13 protein-coding genes are annotated in these 15,954 nt (G+C 33.9%); 6 read left to right on the top strand and 7 right to left on the bottom strand.

The window, feature by feature from the left end:
* Positions 1–7: 7 nt before the first annotated feature.
* From PQ462_RS18875 to PQ462_RS18855, 5 genes are all read right to left on the bottom strand, one after another.
* Positions 8–2,137, bottom strand: coding sequence for a vWA domain-containing protein (locus PQ462_RS18875; RefSeq protein WP_274251171.1), 2,130 nt, complete (start codon positions 2,135–2,137; stop codon positions 8–10).
* Positions 2,138–2,216: 79 nt separating this feature from the next.
* Positions 2,217–3,194 carry a hypothetical protein gene (locus PQ462_RS18870; protein WP_274251170.1) on the bottom strand — a complete coding sequence of 326 codons (978 nt, stop codon included), beginning with the start codon at positions 3,192–3,194 and terminating at the stop codon, positions 2,217–2,219.
* A gap of 2 nt (positions 3,195–3,196) precedes the next feature.
* On the bottom strand, positions 3,197–3,697 hold the full coding sequence (locus tag PQ462_RS18865) for an RNA polymerase sigma factor (RefSeq protein WP_012026995.1): 501 nt from the start codon (positions 3,695–3,697) through the stop codon (positions 3,197–3,199).
* Between the two features lie 195 nt (positions 3,698–3,892).
* Positions 3,893–6,049 carry a prolyl oligopeptidase family serine peptidase gene (locus PQ462_RS18860; RefSeq protein WP_274251169.1) on the bottom strand — a complete coding sequence of 719 codons (2,157 nt, stop codon included), beginning with the start codon at positions 6,047–6,049 and terminating at the stop codon, positions 3,893–3,895.
* Between the two features lie 76 nt (positions 6,050–6,125).
* On the bottom strand, positions 6,126–6,962 hold the full coding sequence (locus tag PQ462_RS18855; RefSeq protein ID WP_274251168.1) for a DUF6929 family protein: 837 nt from the start codon (positions 6,960–6,962) through the stop codon (positions 6,126–6,128).
* A gap of 93 nt (positions 6,963–7,055) precedes the next feature.
* Here PQ462_RS18855 and PQ462_RS18850 point away from each other — a divergent pair, with 93 nt between their 5' ends.
* The 3 genes from PQ462_RS18850 (at position 7,056) to PQ462_RS18840 (ending at position 10,262) form a co-directional block, all read left to right on the top strand.
* Complete coding sequence (locus PQ462_RS18850; protein ID WP_274251167.1) at positions 7,056–7,934, top strand: PPK2 family polyphosphate kinase; 879 nt, start codon at positions 7,056–7,058, stop codon at positions 7,932–7,934.
* A 343-nt stretch (positions 7,935–8,277) separates the two neighbouring features.
* Positions 8,278–9,264, top strand: a complete 987-nt coding sequence (locus PQ462_RS18845) for a sensor histidine kinase (RefSeq protein ID WP_274251166.1) — start codon at positions 8,278–8,280, stop codon at positions 9,262–9,264.
* Positions 9,265–9,548: 284 nt separating this feature from the next.
* The gene (locus PQ462_RS18840; protein ID WP_121360335.1) at positions 9,549–10,262 is read left to right on the top strand and encodes a LytR/AlgR family response regulator transcription factor; all 714 of its coding nucleotides are present in this window, start codon (positions 9,549–9,551) and stop codon (positions 10,260–10,262) included.
* A 2-nt stretch (positions 10,263–10,264) separates the two neighbouring features.
* On the opposite strand, the gene PQ462_RS18835 is transcribed toward PQ462_RS18840, so the two are convergent.
* Both PQ462_RS18835 and PQ462_RS18830 read right to left on the bottom strand, forming a co-directional pair.
* Positions 10,265–11,200, bottom strand: a complete 936-nt coding sequence (locus PQ462_RS18835) for a DUF6268 family outer membrane beta-barrel protein (protein WP_274251165.1) — start codon at positions 11,198–11,200, stop codon at positions 10,265–10,267.
* A gap of 168 nt (positions 11,201–11,368) precedes the next feature.
* Positions 11,369–11,884, bottom strand: coding sequence for a hypothetical protein (locus PQ462_RS18830; protein WP_012026988.1), 516 nt, complete (start codon positions 11,882–11,884; stop codon positions 11,369–11,371).
* Positions 11,885–12,074: 190 nt separating this feature from the next.
* Here PQ462_RS18830 and PQ462_RS18825 point away from each other — a divergent pair, with 190 nt between their 5' ends.
* The 3 genes from PQ462_RS18825 to PQ462_RS18815 all read left to right on the top strand — a co-directional run bounded on the left by PQ462_RS18825 (position 12,075) and on the right by PQ462_RS18815 (position 15,792).
* Positions 12,075–13,460: an MATE family efflux transporter gene (locus tag PQ462_RS18825; protein WP_012026987.1), complete on the top strand. Its 1,386-nt coding sequence runs from the start codon at positions 12,075–12,077 to the stop codon at positions 13,458–13,460.
* A gap of 121 nt (positions 13,461–13,581) precedes the next feature.
* On the top strand, positions 13,582–13,809 hold the full coding sequence (locus PQ462_RS18820) for a hypothetical protein (protein ID WP_012026986.1): 228 nt from the start codon (positions 13,582–13,584) through the stop codon (positions 13,807–13,809).
* A gap of 42 nt (positions 13,810–13,851) precedes the next feature.
* Positions 13,852–15,792 carry an LTA synthase family protein gene (locus PQ462_RS18815; protein ID WP_274251164.1) on the top strand — a complete coding sequence of 647 codons (1,941 nt, stop codon included), beginning with the start codon at positions 13,852–13,854 and terminating at the stop codon, positions 15,790–15,792.
* The last annotated feature ends 162 nt before the right edge of the window (positions 15,793–15,954 follow it).

The raw sequence follows: 15,954 nt of genomic DNA, 5'->3' as shown, positions 1-15,954 counted from the left end.
ATATTTATTAATTGTATCGCTCAGAAGTTTCGACAAGACGAATAAATTCGGCTTTGTAACCGCCTTTGTCAAATGACATTCCCTGTTGTGCCAATTCGGCAATACTCTCTGAAGATTTATCAGTAATTAATTTTGAATCTCTTAATTTTAACCCGAACCAAGCCACGGCTGTGCTGAATTTAAAGTCATCACTTGCTTGGTCTAAACTAACCGATTTAGTATTGATTATCTGAACCATTTCGATGCTTTTGTCTCCGTCAGGTTTTTTATAACGGAATTTTATTGTCGCAAGTTCATTGCTGTAACTGGCAGAATTGGTTTCGGTTTTAGTGTATTTTAAATCATCTGGCTGTACATTTAAAAAATCACTTTTTACACCAGCCGGAATAATTTCATACAAAGCCGTAACGGTATGATTACTTCCTAATTCTCCGGCATCAATAGCATCATTTTTAAAATCTTCCGGACGAAGTTTTCTGTTTTCATAACCAATCAATCGATACGCCTGAACTTGTTTTGGATTAAATTCAATCTGGATTTTTACATCTTTTGCAATAGCAAACATAGAACCTTTAAATTCTTTTCCTAAAAAACGATTGGCTTCCTGAATGTTATCGATATAAGCATAATTTCCGTTTCCTTTATCAGCCAGGATTTCCATTTTGCTGTCTTTATAATTTCCCATTCCGTAGCCTAAACAAGTTAAGAAAACACCCGTTTTTCTTTTTTCTTCGATTAGTTTTTCCATATCAGAATTAGACGAACTTCCTACGTTAAAGTCTCCATCGGTTGCCAGAATGACACGATTATTACCGCCTTTAATGAAATTTTCTGTGGCAATTTTATAAGCAAGTTCAATTCCTGCACCTCCGGCAGTACTTCCTCCGGCTTCTAATTGATCAAGAGCTTTAATTATTGTTTTTTTCTCATTTCCAGATGTTGGAGGCAGAACCATTCCTGCTGCACCTGCATATACTACGATAGATACTTTGTCGGTTGGGCGTAATTCATTTACCAATATTTTCATGGATTGTTTTAGCAGAGGCAGTTTGTTCATATCTTCCATTGAACCCGAAACATCGATTAAAAAAACAAGATTTGATGAAGGAAGATCGTTTGTTGGAATGTTTTTTCCCTGTAAACCAATTTTTAGAATTTTATTTTGTGAGTTCCAAGGCGAATCGCTGTATTCTGTATTAATAGAAAATGGATGTTCATTTTTTGGCTGCGGATAATTGTATTTAAAAAAGTTTACCATTTCTTCTACACGAACAGCATCTTTTGGAACTTCTTGTCCGCTGTTTAAAAAACGTCTGATGTTGGTGTAAGAAGCATTATCTACATCAATAGAAAAAGTAGAAAGCGGCGCCGTTTTCGGGCTTTCGAAAGCATTTTCCACAAAAGTATCATAATCTTCCTGAGTTGGCAGAGTAGGATTTGGTCTGATAATATTTAGTTTTTTATCTAATTCCTGCTCCGAAAGATTTTTGTAAAGTCCTTTTTTTGTTGCAATAATAACGGCACCATTTGCAGCTTTACTTCCGTAAATTAAAGCAGCCGATTCATCTTTTAGAACTTTTACATCGTCAATATCATTCGGATTAATTTTTGCCATTTGATCAGCTTTTATAGGAACTCCGTCTACGATATACATTGGTTCGTTTTTAGGCGCAGCAGATTCAGAAGCAGGCATAGAAACATTTGGAGCCGGAGTATATTGGCTGTTTGATGAGATTTGTAAACTTGAGACTTTTCCTTGTGCCGTCATTCGGGATTCTTTTACCATTTTCTTTCTGGATTTTGAAGTCCCATAACCCACTGTAACAACTTCTTGCAGCTGATTCCCGTTTTCTTTTAGTGTAATATTTATGATATTAGAATCTTGTACCGTAACGGTTTGCGTGTTCATTCCAACAAAACTAAAAACAAGAATATCTCCTTTTTGAGCCTGAATGCTGTATTTGCCGTCAAAATCGGTTGTGGCAGCTGTTTTTGTTTTTTGAATGTAGACATTAACTCCCGGAAGCGCAATTGAATTTTCATCTGTAACAGTTCCTGTAATGGTTCTTTGCTGCGCCATTGTTACGAAACATATAAGCATAGCAATGGCTGATGAAATAAGTTTTAGACTTTTCATGATAGTAAGTTTTAAATTAATGTTCGGATTTTTTTTCTTTACCAAAGCTCAAAACTTTGACAAAGATTTACTGTTTTGGCTATTTTTTCTGAGCCGGTTTTCCTGTTTTTGTAGTAATAATGACAACTCCTTTTTTTCCTTTTTCGCCATATTTTTCTGTGGCTTCCAGATCCTGTAGAATTGTTATGGTTTTAATTTCCTGCTCGTTTAGTGGAGCATACGGACTTGTTGGATTTTTCCCGAATAAATCATTTTCTGAATAATATATTCCGTCAATAATATAAAGCGGATCATCTAATATAACAAGAGACTCAACATTTGAAGGTTCCAGATTAGGAAGCTCTCTCTGCATCATTCTGTCTCTTTTTACATCATCGGTGTGAGAAATTGCATTTCCGTTCAGTACAACTAATGGAGCACTTTTTCTAGGAGATTGTGCTGCTTTTTCGGCAGAAGAACTAAAAGATTCTTTTGCTGCTTTTTTAGCATAACCAAAACCAGGTTCAGTCTGCACTTTAGATTTTGAAAGCATAATCTCTTCGTCTTTTGCTTCTTCTTCTGCGCGAATTGGAGAAGGTGCAGGCATTATCGCGTCATAATTTGCTCTTTCGGTTACAACAGGCGGAGTAAAAACTGCATTTGGTGCTGCTTGTACTTCCTGAACCGCTACTTTTTCTTGCTGTTTAATTTGTTTGTCCAGAATTTTAACGGCTTCTTCTTTTGGAACCAATTGCGAATCTGAAGAAACTACTGCTTTGTTTTCTTCAAAAGACGGGCCTTCTGTTGTTGGTTTCTCTTCTTCGTTAACTACAATTTTTTGGGTCTCGATAATGGCTTTCTTATCGGTTTTTAAAAATTGGTATCCTAAAGAGATTACTAATAAAAGAGAAGCCGCAACCGCAATTTTTTTCCAAAGTGAAATGGTTTTTCTGTCTTCTTTTCTGTCGAGTTTTTCTTCAACGCGCGACCAGACTTTTTCCATTCCCGGAAAATCTTTGGTTTCTGCATTATCTGCAGCTTCCTTAAATCTGTTGAATATTTTATCTTGATTGTCCATGACTATTTTGCTTTTTGATAATACAATTTATTTACTAATTCCTTTAGTTTGGTTTTTGAGGCATTCAATTGTGATTTTGAAGTGCCTTCAGAAATGTTAAGCATAGCTGCAATTTCTTTATGTCCGTAACCTTCAATAACAAAAAGGTTAAAAACAGTTTTACAGCCGTCTGGAATATGGTTTAATAAATTGAGTAAATCTTCTTCTTCTAATGCGTTCATTTCTTCTGTAAAAGGCTGTGAAAGAACCTTTACATCATCAAGATACATATTAAAGTTTGTATTTTTCTTGATTGATGCCAAACAGTAATTAACGGCAATTTTTCTGGCCCAGGCTTCAAAGGCTTTTTCTTCCTTAAGCTGATCTAATTTTGTAAATATGGTATAGAAAGCATCGGCTAGAGCCTCTTCGATTTCTTCTTCCTTCTTTAGGTATCGTTTGCAGACGCGATACAATTTTGGAGCCATGTGCTCATAAACCTGACGCTGGGCATCACGGTTCATTTTTTTGCAGTTAGAAATTAGAGTTTCGTTTATCACAATTTTGGTCTTTAATTATAAAGAGTGCTAAAAAGATAAAAAGGTTGGGACGCAGATGAAAAAAGTTTAATTTTTTTTATTAATTATTTTGCGAAGACGCACTACAGCACGTCTTCGCAAACATTTATAAAATCTTAGAAAAAAGCAAAAATTTAAAAGTTATGGTTTAATTTGAAATTTTGTATTTCCAACCTGCCATAATGCAAATGCATACATGTCGGCTTCATCTCCAAAGGTAACATCCAAATCATTAGAATGATGACCATTGGCATAATTAACATGCAGTAAAACCGGATTAGCAGAGCTGGTGGAATTTTGTAAAATAGCTGCAAATTTACCAGGCTCCCAAGGGGTAACTCTAGGGTCGTTAATACCGGTGCGAATTAAAACCGCAGGATATTTTACTCCTTTCTTTACCTTGCTTTGTGAATCCATTTCTAATATATGTTTTACATCTTCTTCATTTTTTAGAGAGCCAATTTCAGGTATTTGGTTTGGACCATTAGGAGTAGTTTCCATTCTTAAGGTGTTTGTGCAGCCTACTTCTACAAGTGCGACTTTGTAAAGATCAGGACGTTCGGTAATTGCTCTTCCAATCAGTACACCTCCCATACTTACTCCATTTCCAATCAGTTTTTCTTTTGAAGTATATTTTTCTTTTATCAAATATTCAGAGCAGGCAATAAAGTCTTTCCATGTATTTGGTTTTTTAGCTTTCATTCCGTCTACATGCCATTGATTGCCTTTTTCACCTCCGCCTCTTATGTGGGTAAAAGCTACAATAGTATGCTGTTCTAATAAAGTCATTAAACTAGGGCCGACAAAATATGGATATTGGCTAATTCCATAGGCGCCATATCCTGTAATAAAGCAAGATGTAGAACCATCCATTTTGATGTTTTTAGGGTAAATTATAGATAAAGGCACCATTACTCCATCATGACTTGGCACTTCTACTTCTTTTACAATATAATCTTTACTAAAGTCAGGGAATGTACCATTGGATGTTAATTCTTTGCTTTTTTCTAATTTACCTGTTAAGGCGTTATAATCATAATCTGTTGACGGTGTAACCCAGCCATTGTTAAAAAACATCAGGTCATCGTTGTAACGTGGACTTAGTGGATATCCGGCATTAGAACCTGCAGGTATTGGAATCTTTTTGATTTCTAAAGTTTTGGCATTAAGTTGAAAAATTTCCTGATTGATTCCGTCACTCAAATTATAGTAAATGAAGTTTTTAGACTTTCTTAATCTTCGTACTATTTTATTGCTTTCAGGAACAAGAATCGTTGGATTGTTGAAATCTGGATTTTTTAGACTTGTATATGCTAGTTTATAATTAGGTGCATTTTTATGAGTAAGGAAAAAGATTTTGTCGCCAATAATTTGGCTGTCAGTTATTTCATCTTCATATTTTATTAATGGTTTCCAATTAATTTTTGATTTTCCCAGTTCTGAAAACGGGGCATAAAAAGAAAATTCTTCATTTTTTGTAGATCCAATATCCAAAATGATATACGAATAATCATCAGGAAGCTTAATAGAAGGAAATTGTGCCGCTAAGATTTCTAATTCAGGATTGTTTTCTTTTGAAGCAAGTATTTTATCTGTTTTGGGATCAGTGCCAATTACATGCAGAAGAGATTTCATGTTCTTCAAAAAATCATCACTTGTATTATCTCTAGTGAACATTTGAGTGTATGTTATGGCTTTACTGTCTGGAGTAAATTCAAAAGGGAATTCGCTCCAAACAGGCGTAAGTTTATCTGAGAGGAATTTTTTTGATTCGAGATCCATAATTTTAAGATCGCAAACTTCTGCACCATCTTCAGATATAGTTACAGCCAATTTTTTATTGTCAGGACTAATATTAAAACTGGTTATAGTGGCACCTTTAGTTATTGTGCTGGGATCTAATAATAAAATTTCAGCTCCGTTTCTATTTTTACGGAAATACAACTTATATATGTTTTCTTTCTTTTTATTTTTTGTATAGTAATAAATATCACCAACTTGTCTAATAGTTCCGTATTGATCTCCACTCAAAGCTTGAATTTCTTTCATTCTGTTAAAAAGAGCATCACGTCCGGAAATTGTTTTCACAATAGAGTTGGTATAATCCGATTCGTCTTTGAACCATTTTTGAACTTCAAGATTGTTCATGTCTTCAAGCCATCTGTATGAATCTGTAATTTTTGTTCCAAAATAATCATCTACAACAGGACGTTCAGGAGTTGCAGGGTATTTGTACTGGGCTTGTAAAGCTTGACTTGTAATAAAAGCTAAAAGAGCGAAAGCGGTTTTTTTGATCATTATTTTTAAATAAATTTATAATTATTGGTTCTTGGTTTTGTTATAAAAGACGTTATTTTAAGAAAAATGTTACATTTTATTTAATTGGAAGAGTCAATTTGAAAATCTTCGTTTCTAACAATTCCGTGTCATTATCCTCGCAAAGTAAAAACTCAATTTTATTGTTTTCTTTTTTATAGAAAGTCAAACCTTCAAATTTATTGGTTGAGGTAATTTTTTGAGTAAAATCAATTTTCATCGTTTTAAGATCAATTCTGCCAATAAAACTTCCTAAAATTTCGCCATCATCATAAGTTGATTTTGTGTCTTCGACGGTTGAAAGAAAATAGATTTTGTCTTCGACTAAAACAGCATCAGTAAAACTGGAACGAATGCCTTTTATTTTTGGAAGTTTATAATTGGTTGCAACCAAAGCAAATTCATCACCGAGACTTTTGGCGTGAATGGTAAAAATGGTGTTTTTGTTAGAAATTCCATTTCCACGGTTAAATAAATACCAGTTTTCACCATCAAAAACAGCTCCTTCCAGATTGAAATCTTCGGGTTTTATAGAACCGAAATTCTGCATTACGGCATATAAATCGACTAAATTGTTTTTTTGTAAAACCTTTTTATTTTTAATATCAAACTCAATCATTTTGTTTCGATTTTCGGTTGAGCCTGAACCAAAAACATAAAGCGTATCGTTGTGATGCGTTAAAGATTCAAAATCCGGTTTTAGATTTTTTGGGATATTCTGCATTGGATTATCAATTAAAGCATGCTGATTTAACTGCTGATTCTGCATGTTGTATTCGTATAAAAATCCGCTGTTGTCGCCAATAATGTAAAGTGCATCATTGCTATAAAATAATCCTGATGCAGAACCGATTCCGATGATTTGAAATAATATTTCTAATGTAAATTTTTCCATGAATGTTATTTTGAAAAACAGGCAGCTAATAGTGATGCCGATAGCTGACAGAATTCGTAAAAGTAGTATATTTATGATATAAATGTGAAAAATATGAAATCAATAGATCCGAAAGATTTTAAAGTTACTGACAAAATCAAATTAAGTAAATTTCCTACTTTATTAAAAGTCGATGCAGATGCTGATGAAAAAGAAGAAAAATTAGATAAAGTCCAGGCGAAATTGAGTGATTTGCAGGATGTAATGTATGCACACAATAAATATGCGGTTTTAATTTGTCTGCAGGGAATGGATACTTCCGGAAAAGACAGTTTAATCAGAGAAGTTTTTAAAGAATTTAATCCGCGCGGGGTTGTGGTGCATAGTTTTAAAACGCCAAATTCTTCAGAACTGGAACACGACTATTTATGGCGCCATTATATTGCCCTGCCGGAAAAAGGAAAGTTTGCCATTTTTAACCGCACGCATTATGAGAATGTTTTGGTAACACGTGTGCATCCGGAATATATTTTGGCAGAGAATTTACCGGGAATTAATTCTGTTGACGATATTAAACCTAAATTCTGGAAAAACAGAATTGAACAAATCAATAACTTCGAAAAGCATATTGCCGAAAATGGAACTATTGTCATGAAGTTTTTTCTGAACTTAAGTAAAGAAGAACAGCGTCAGCGTTTATTACGCCGTTTAGAAGAAGGAAAACACAATTGGAAATTCTCTCCCGGCGATCTTAAAGAGCGTGAACATTGGGATGAATATCAAAAGTATTACGAAGAAGCTATAAATGAAACTTCTAAAGAACATGCGCCATGGTACATTGTTCCGGCCGATGATAAAGATATGGCGCGTTATATTGTAGCCAAAATTATTTGGGAAGAAATGAAGCAGTACACAGATATTAAAGAACCGGAACTGGACGATAAGATAAAAGCCAATTTTGCGCTTTATAAAGAACAGCTTGCAAAAGAATAGTTTAGAGAAGCAAAATATTTATAGCAAAGAATAAACGTTTGCATTATAAAGCTCCGGAGGAGTGACATATATTTAGATTACAGAAAAATATATGTCACTCCTCTGGAGCTTTTTTGTTTTAAGGATTGTTTTTCATTTAGATACCTTCAAAAATTCCGTTGGTCAAAACAATAGTGTAGTTCATCAAACTAATTTTAACAGCAATTGTGGTTTGTGCTCCTTTGCTGTTTGTTTAAAATATATAGGTTAATTTTGAATGTAAATCTTATAAATTATTTAGATGGTTGCAAATTATAAAAATAGGCATTGGATATTTTTAGTCTTTTTCTGGAGCTTATTAGGCATGACAATCTGGGCCCAGATGATTGAAGATTACGATTTTTTGACGGCCACGATTCAGGCCGTTTTAGTTTTGTTTTGTTCTGCCGTTTTAGCTCATATTTTAAGTGATGTTATACTGCCTAAAGCACTAAAACAAAATAAAATGAACTGGTTTGCAGTACAAAGCGTTATTGTTGTGCTGCTTTTGGCATTTTGTCTGTCATTGATTTATATTGTTTTTTCTGATTCGGTTTTGAGAAGGAAAGCATATCCCGGAGAAGCTGATGTGGAGTCTCTTCATTTTCTGTGGTCACGATTTTACGGCAACATTCCATCGGCGATTTTAATCTGCGGTACTGCCTGCGGACTTCGGTTTTATCAGGAGCATAATGTCATCGAAAGAAATCATGCACAATTGCAGCAAGTTCATCTTGAAGCGCAAATCAAGATTTTGCAGGATCAGATAAATCCGCATTTGATGTTTAATATTTTGAATCATATTCATATTCTAATGCAGAGTAATGTACAATTGGCATCAGTTTTATTGGTTCAGTTTTCAGATATTCTGCGTTATCAATTGTATGAATGCAACAAAGAATATGTGCCATTGCATCTTGAAATTAAATATTTGAAAGATTTGATTGCTGTTGAAGAAACCCGCTGGGGGAATGAACTGGAAGTAAAAAGTAAATGGAATATTGAAGACGGACAGCTTCAAATCGTACCATTGCTTTTGGTTCCTTTAATAGAAAATGCTTTTAAACATGTGTCCCGACTTCCAAATCAAAAAGGATACGTGCATTTATCGTGCGAGCAGATAAATCATCAATTGAATTTTAGAATCGAAAACTCGTATACAGAACAATATAAAATTCCGTCTAAAAGTCAGGGATTAGGACTTGAAAACGTAAAGAAAAGATTAGCGATTCAATATCCGGAAAAACATCAATTCAATATCAATAAAACCGATTCTGATTTTACGGTTACTGTGGTTTTAGATTTAAAATGATTTTTTTTGCCACAGATTAAAAGGATTAAAAAGATTTTATTTTTGCCACGACCCGAGCGATAGCGAACAGGCGAAGCAATTGCACTAATTAGCACGAATTTTTAATCTAATGCTTTGTGTCTGCATTCTTATTAAACTTAAAACTTTGCGAACTTTGCGTATCCCGACAGCTATCGGGATTGCGTCCTTTGCGGTTAAATTTTTTAGCCACAGATTACATAGATTAAAAGGATTAAAAAAATATTAAACCTGAAACAAAGAAAACCTGAAACAAAAACAATATTATGAACATGAAATGCCTCGTTATAGACGATGAACCTATTGCAAGAAACGGAATCGTAGATTTTATTTCTAAAATTGATTTTCTGGAAGCTGCAGGCACATGCGCTTCGGCATTAGAAGCGACTTCGTATCTTCAGGAAAAGCAAATCGATTTGATGTTTCTCGATATCAATATGCCTTATCTTACCGGATTAGAGTTTCTGGAATCCTTAGATAATCCGCCATTGGTTATATTTACAACTGCCTATTCAGAACATGCTTTAGACGGATATCGTTTACAGGTTGTAGATTATTTATTAAAACCTATTACGTTTCAACGCTTTTATCAGGCATCTTTAAAAGCCAGACAATGGCATCAAATGATGCACGCTCCAAAACAAAATCAATTAGATCCGTTTTTATATGTGCGCCAGGAAGAAGGATTTCAGAAAATTTCATGGGTAGATATTTTATACATTGAAGGAATGCAGAATTATGCTAAACTTCATTTTAAAGAAAAAGTCATTGTAATTCATCAAACCATGATTTCATTAGAAGAAACGCTTCCGGCAGAGATTTTCTTTAGAATTCATAAATCGTTTTTAGTAAACATCACCCATATCGATTCTGTTTCGGGCGGCCGATTATTTATAAACGGACAAGAACTACCAATTTCAAGAACCCGCCGTGAGGAATTATTGAAAGAGGTAGTCTATAAAAACTTATTAAGCAGGTAGCTCTAGAATTTCCATTTTAGAGCTAATGCTCCGTAAAAAGTAGTAGTAAATCTTGGATCGGCTATATCTTTTTCTTTAAAAATATCTTTAATCTTTCTATTAGTAGTAGAGAAACTGCGAAGAAGAGTAGTTCCAGCAGTAGGTTCAAGAGTCCAATGTTCGCCAAACTTAAGCTGAGGTCGTAATCCTGCAATTATCTGCTGATATCCCAATAACGAAGATTTATTCCCAATCTTGGTTTCGGCCGTCATACCGCTTAATTCTCCCACAAGCTTTAAATCAAGATTGTCAGACATTTTATAGCCAAACTCCACGCCTTCAGGAAAAGCAACTTTAAAATGCAGAGCGCCTCTGGATTCCCAATTAAAATAAATTCCGGGTAATACCATTGGAACACCAAAACTATTGGTTAAAACCGGGCCTATACCTAAAGCCAGATTAGGGTTAAATTGTTTGATAAAAAGCACGCCTCCTTGTATCAGGACATCATCTTTGTTAATTTCGACCATATCTGTATAAACTCCAACAGAAGCCAGGATTAATAAAGACCAGGATGGAGAAATAGAGCGTAAATGTTTAATACCAACTTGTGTGTTCAATAATTCAGTTGGAAATCCTGCCTGAAATTCTATCGGAAGATCTTGAATATTGTAGTTTCTGTTTTCCATTCTGGCATAACTTCCATTTACAAAAACAGACCAGAGTCTGGGATTATTGTATTTGTCTATTTCTAACGAAATTGGCACTTCAAAAACAATCTGGGCTCTTTTAAAATTGCTTTCGGCATTTGTTTTGGTGCTGTCTATTGGCCGGACATATTTAGAAAAAGGAACATAATCGACTTTAAACTCACCTGAAATTCCGGATTGTGATTGTGCTGCAGCAGAAACCAATAAAAGAAGAAAAAGCTGCGATAGATAAAAAACTGTTTTGTTCATGATTTGATTAATTTTTCTGCGAATTACCGCGATCTAAATCAATCCTGAAAAATCATTTGACTAATGGTAATTTTGTTTTGACCAATGGCATAAAATACAAAACCCGGAAGACTATGAAAACTTCCGGGTCTGTTACCAAAAACAAAAAAATAAAATAAACCTTTCTTTTTATAGATCAAAACCATAGGCTAAACGTAAAGCCACTTGATTGGTTTTGAATTTGTTGTAGTCCTCGTAGCGGACACTTATATCAATGTATTTGTTGGCGTACCCAATTCCAGGCGCCCATAAAAAAGTAGTGTCGTTATAACCGTTTGTTACAGCAAAACCGGCACCTACTTCACCTAAAACATAAAATTGATCTTCCCAGATAAAAGCTTTAAAACCAGCTTTTGCAGGAATAAATCCTAAATCTTTTATGTCATTTCCTAAATCATCTTTTCCTAAAAATAAATTTGTAAAACCTGTTGTTAGTGTTAATGATGTTTTTTTAGATAAATCATATTGTAAACGAACGTCTCCTCCAAGTGACCAGTCATAATCATTATCGGTTGGAATACCGCCATTTAACCCAAAACCTAATCTAAATCCCTGATTGTAATTTGTTGCGGCGTCTTGAGCGAAAGTTGTGTTGGAGTATAAAAAAGCAAAGGCAGCTAGGCATATAATCTGTAATTTTTTCATGGCAAATATTTTTGAATTATTAATAATGTAAAAGTAAAATAGAGGTCTTTTGAGCTTGTTATATAATTTTTAAAAATCGTTATATAATATTATGGTATGCTGATTTTAGTCTTAATATTGGCTTATGTTTTTATAAATAGATCAGAATTCGAAGCTTCTGATTATCTTTGCGCACTAAAAAAGAATACAAGTGAATTTAAAGCAGTACACAAAAGAATTTTCATATAATTTTAAACTTGCCTATCCTGTTATTTTAGGAATGGTTGGCCATACTTTAATTGGTATTGTCGACAATATAATGGTAGGGAAAATTGGCAGTACAGAATTAGCAGCAGTTTCATTAGGAAACAGCATGATTTTTATTGCAATGTCTCTGGGAATTGGTTTTTCTACTGCCATAACTCCAATTGTAGCCGAAGGCGATGCAGAAAAAAATGACAGTAAAATTCGTTCTGCTTTTCACCACGGATTATTTTTATGCACCATTTTAGGCTTAGTACTTTTTACGGTAATCATGTTTGCAAAACCTATAATGGAATTATTAAAACAGCCTGCAGATGTTATCGTTCTGGCAAAACCTTATTTGGGCTGGGTAGCTTTCTCTTTGATACCTTTAATTATGTATCAGGGATATAAACAATTTGCAGACGGAATGTCTCTTACCAAATATTCTATGTATGCTATGGTTATGGCAAACGTGCTGCACGTAGGGTTAAACTATGTTTTAATTTACGGAATCTGGATTTTTCCAAAAATGGGAATTATCGGGGCGGCATTAGGAACTGTGATTTCGAGAATATTTTTGGTAATGTTTATGCATATAATGTTGTCAAGAAGAGACGATTTAAAACGTTTCTTTAAAGGTTTCAGTTTTGATGAAATCAAAAAAGCAACAATCAAAAAAATTATCAGCATTGGATTTCCATCGGCAATGCAAATGTTGTTTGAAGTAGTTTTGTTTACCGCTTCGATATGGCTTTGCGGCAATATTGGAAAAACCAGTCAGGCCGCTAATCAGATTGCTTTAAGTCTGGCTTCGATGACTTTTATGTTTGCAATGGGATTGAGCGTCACTTCGATGATCAGAGTCAGCAACCAAAGAGGATTAAACGATTATAAAAAGCTGATTGTCGTAGCCCGTTCTATTTTCTTACTGGCAATTATACTCGAAACTTTCTTTGCACTTCTATTTATAGTATTCCATAATTATTTGCCACATATGTTTTTAAATATGGAAAATACAGGACAGGTTCTGGATAATACCGAAGTAATTGCAATTGCATCAAAACTGCTTTTAATTGCGGCTGTTTTCCAAATTTCTGATGGAATTCAAGTTGTAGTTTTGGGTGCTTTGCGCGGCTTACAGGATGTAAAAGTACCTATGTATATTACATTTGTGGCTTATTGGATCATTGGTTTTCCTATTTCATATTATTTAGGAGAGCATACAGAACTAAAAGCACAAGGCGTTTGGATAGGACTTTTGGCAGGTTTAACAGCAGCAGCAATTTTTCTGTATATTCGCTTTCATTTTCTAACGAAGAAGTTAATCGCAAATTCACCTTTAAATAATTAAGTTTGAAGCTTGAATAATAGTATAAAAACAGATTTTAGGATTGAAAAATCATTTTAATTTGTGACAAAAAAGGAGTCTGCATGACAGACAATTGTAACATCTAAAAATAAACTTAAATAATATGGAATTACCTAAATTTTTACTCGGAGATAATACTGATTTTCCAGATGATATTTTTATCATTCACCTGGATTATCCAAGATTTATAATTAACCTAAAAGATGATGAGGTTGAATTTTTGGAAGAAGCTGAAGATCTTGATGAAGCAGAATTAAATGCAGAAATGGAAGGCTTAATTGAAAAAGCAAACGAGTTTTATGATAGAGAAGTAAATCGTTACGAAGAGTAACGATACAGTATTTTTCAACCAAAAATTAATTTAAATCATCTAATGAAAAAATTAAGTTTCTTAAAACCTATTTTCAATTTTATATTGATCGGATTACTGATTACGACTTTAAGCCGAATCTTTTTGTTTTTTCTTTTTAAAGAAAGAGTAGAGCAGACACCAGATTTCTGGTATATTTTTCCAATCGGTTTACGAATGGACTTAATTTTACTTTGTTATTTGTCATTTCTGCCGGCCGTTTTAATCACTTTTCTGCCAAACAACTGGATTAAATTCACCAATAAGTTTCTGGTAATTTACAGTTTCTTGTTTCTGTTTTTAATACTTTTTGTAGAACTGGCTTCACCAGATTTTGTAAAACAGTACGATACACGTCCAAATAAGATTTTCTTAGATTATCTTATTTATCCAAAAGAAGTAGTGGGAATGCTTTTAAAAAGTTACTTGACTTCTATTATCGTGACTTTTTTGATTTTGGGAGTTGTGATTTATTTTGCCTTCAAAAAAGGAAAAAAATATTTCCATACTACAAGCACACAATATAAATTCAAATTAATGATTTTTCCATTAGTTGCTTTTTTATTGTTTTTTGGAGCACGTTCAAGCCTTACTTCAAAACGCCCTATTAATGCCAGTAATGCTGTTTTCTCAACAGATCAATTAACAAATACTCTAGGATTAAACTCATTTTATACGGTTGCTTTTGCCGCTTACTCAATTAAGAACGAAGGAAACACTAAAATGTATGGTAAAATGGATGAAGCCGAAGCGATTGCCCGTGTAAAAAAATACATGATCGCCGGTCCAAATGATTTTACAGATGCAGCAATTCCGTTTTTGCATGTACAGCAGCCTGATTCTGTTATGAAAAAGCCATATAATTTGGTAATATTTCTACAAGAAAGTTTAGGTGCAGAATACGTTGGAATTTTAGGCGGAAAACCATTAACGCCAGAATTTGATAAATTATCAAAAGAAGGATTATTGTTTACCAATTTATATTGTACAGGAACCAGAAGTGTACGCGGGATTGAAGCCGTTGTAACCGGATTTTTGCCATCACCATCAGAAAGTGTTGTAAAACTTGGAAACTCACAGCAAGGATTTTTTACACTTGCCGATGCTTTAAAACATAAAGGTTATGATACCAGTTTCATTTATGGCGGAATGGCTAATTTTGATAATATGGCTTCGTTTTTCAACGGAAATGGTTTTACAGATATCGTAGACCAGACCGATTTTGAATCAGACGGAAATAAATACGCTTTCAAAGGAACCTGGGGTTATTCTGATGAAGATTTGGTTAAGAAAGCCAATAATTATTTCAAATCAAAAGGCGATAAACCGTTCTTTTCTTTAATGTTTTCAACTTCAAATCATGAGCCGTTTGAATATCCTGCGGGAAGAATTAAACCTTATGATGCAAAACCGGCAACAGTAAATAACGCCATGAAATATGCCGATTTCTCGATTGGGAAATTCTTTGAAATGGCTAAAAAAGAACCGTATTTCAAGAACACAATTTTTATTGTAATTGCTGACCATAACACCAGAACATACGGAAAGAATTTAGTGCCAATTAATAAATTCCATATTCCGGCATTTATTATGGGGCCGGGAGTTCCAAAAGGTGCCGTTTATGACAGACTGACAAGTCAAATTGATATTCCGCCTACATTATTGAGTTATTTAGGAATTCCTTTTGAAACGCCAATGGTAGGAAGAAATTTAAGCAGATTAGATCTGAAAGTTCAGGGAAGATCTATTATGCAGTTTAATGATATTAACGCTTTTAGAGTTGAAAATCAGGTTGTCATTATGCAGCCAAATTTGAAACCGCTTCAGTTTGAAATCAAAAACGACACAACTTTAATTCCGGTAAAATTAAATGAAGAATTGGCAAAAGATGCTTTAGCTCACGTAATTACGGCTGGGAATTTATATAAAGAAAACAAATATAAGCTTAGAGATACGAAAAAATAATTTTCAATTCATTTAAAAGAAAAGCTGTTAGGTGTGTAATTTCATACTTAACAGCTTTTTTTTGTATTAAAATTCAAACGAAAAGGGTAACAAAAAATAAATTTAATTGATATACACTAAACCAAAAGGCGTAACCTGAAAAGCCAGTAATAGAGTAAGGTC

The sequence above is a fragment of the Flavobacterium sp. KACC 22758 genome (assembly GCF_028736135.1).
Lineage (GTDB): Bacteria > Bacteroidota > Bacteroidia > Flavobacteriales > Flavobacteriaceae > Flavobacterium > Flavobacterium johnsoniae.
This window is presented reverse-complemented; position numbering and strand designations above follow the sequence as displayed.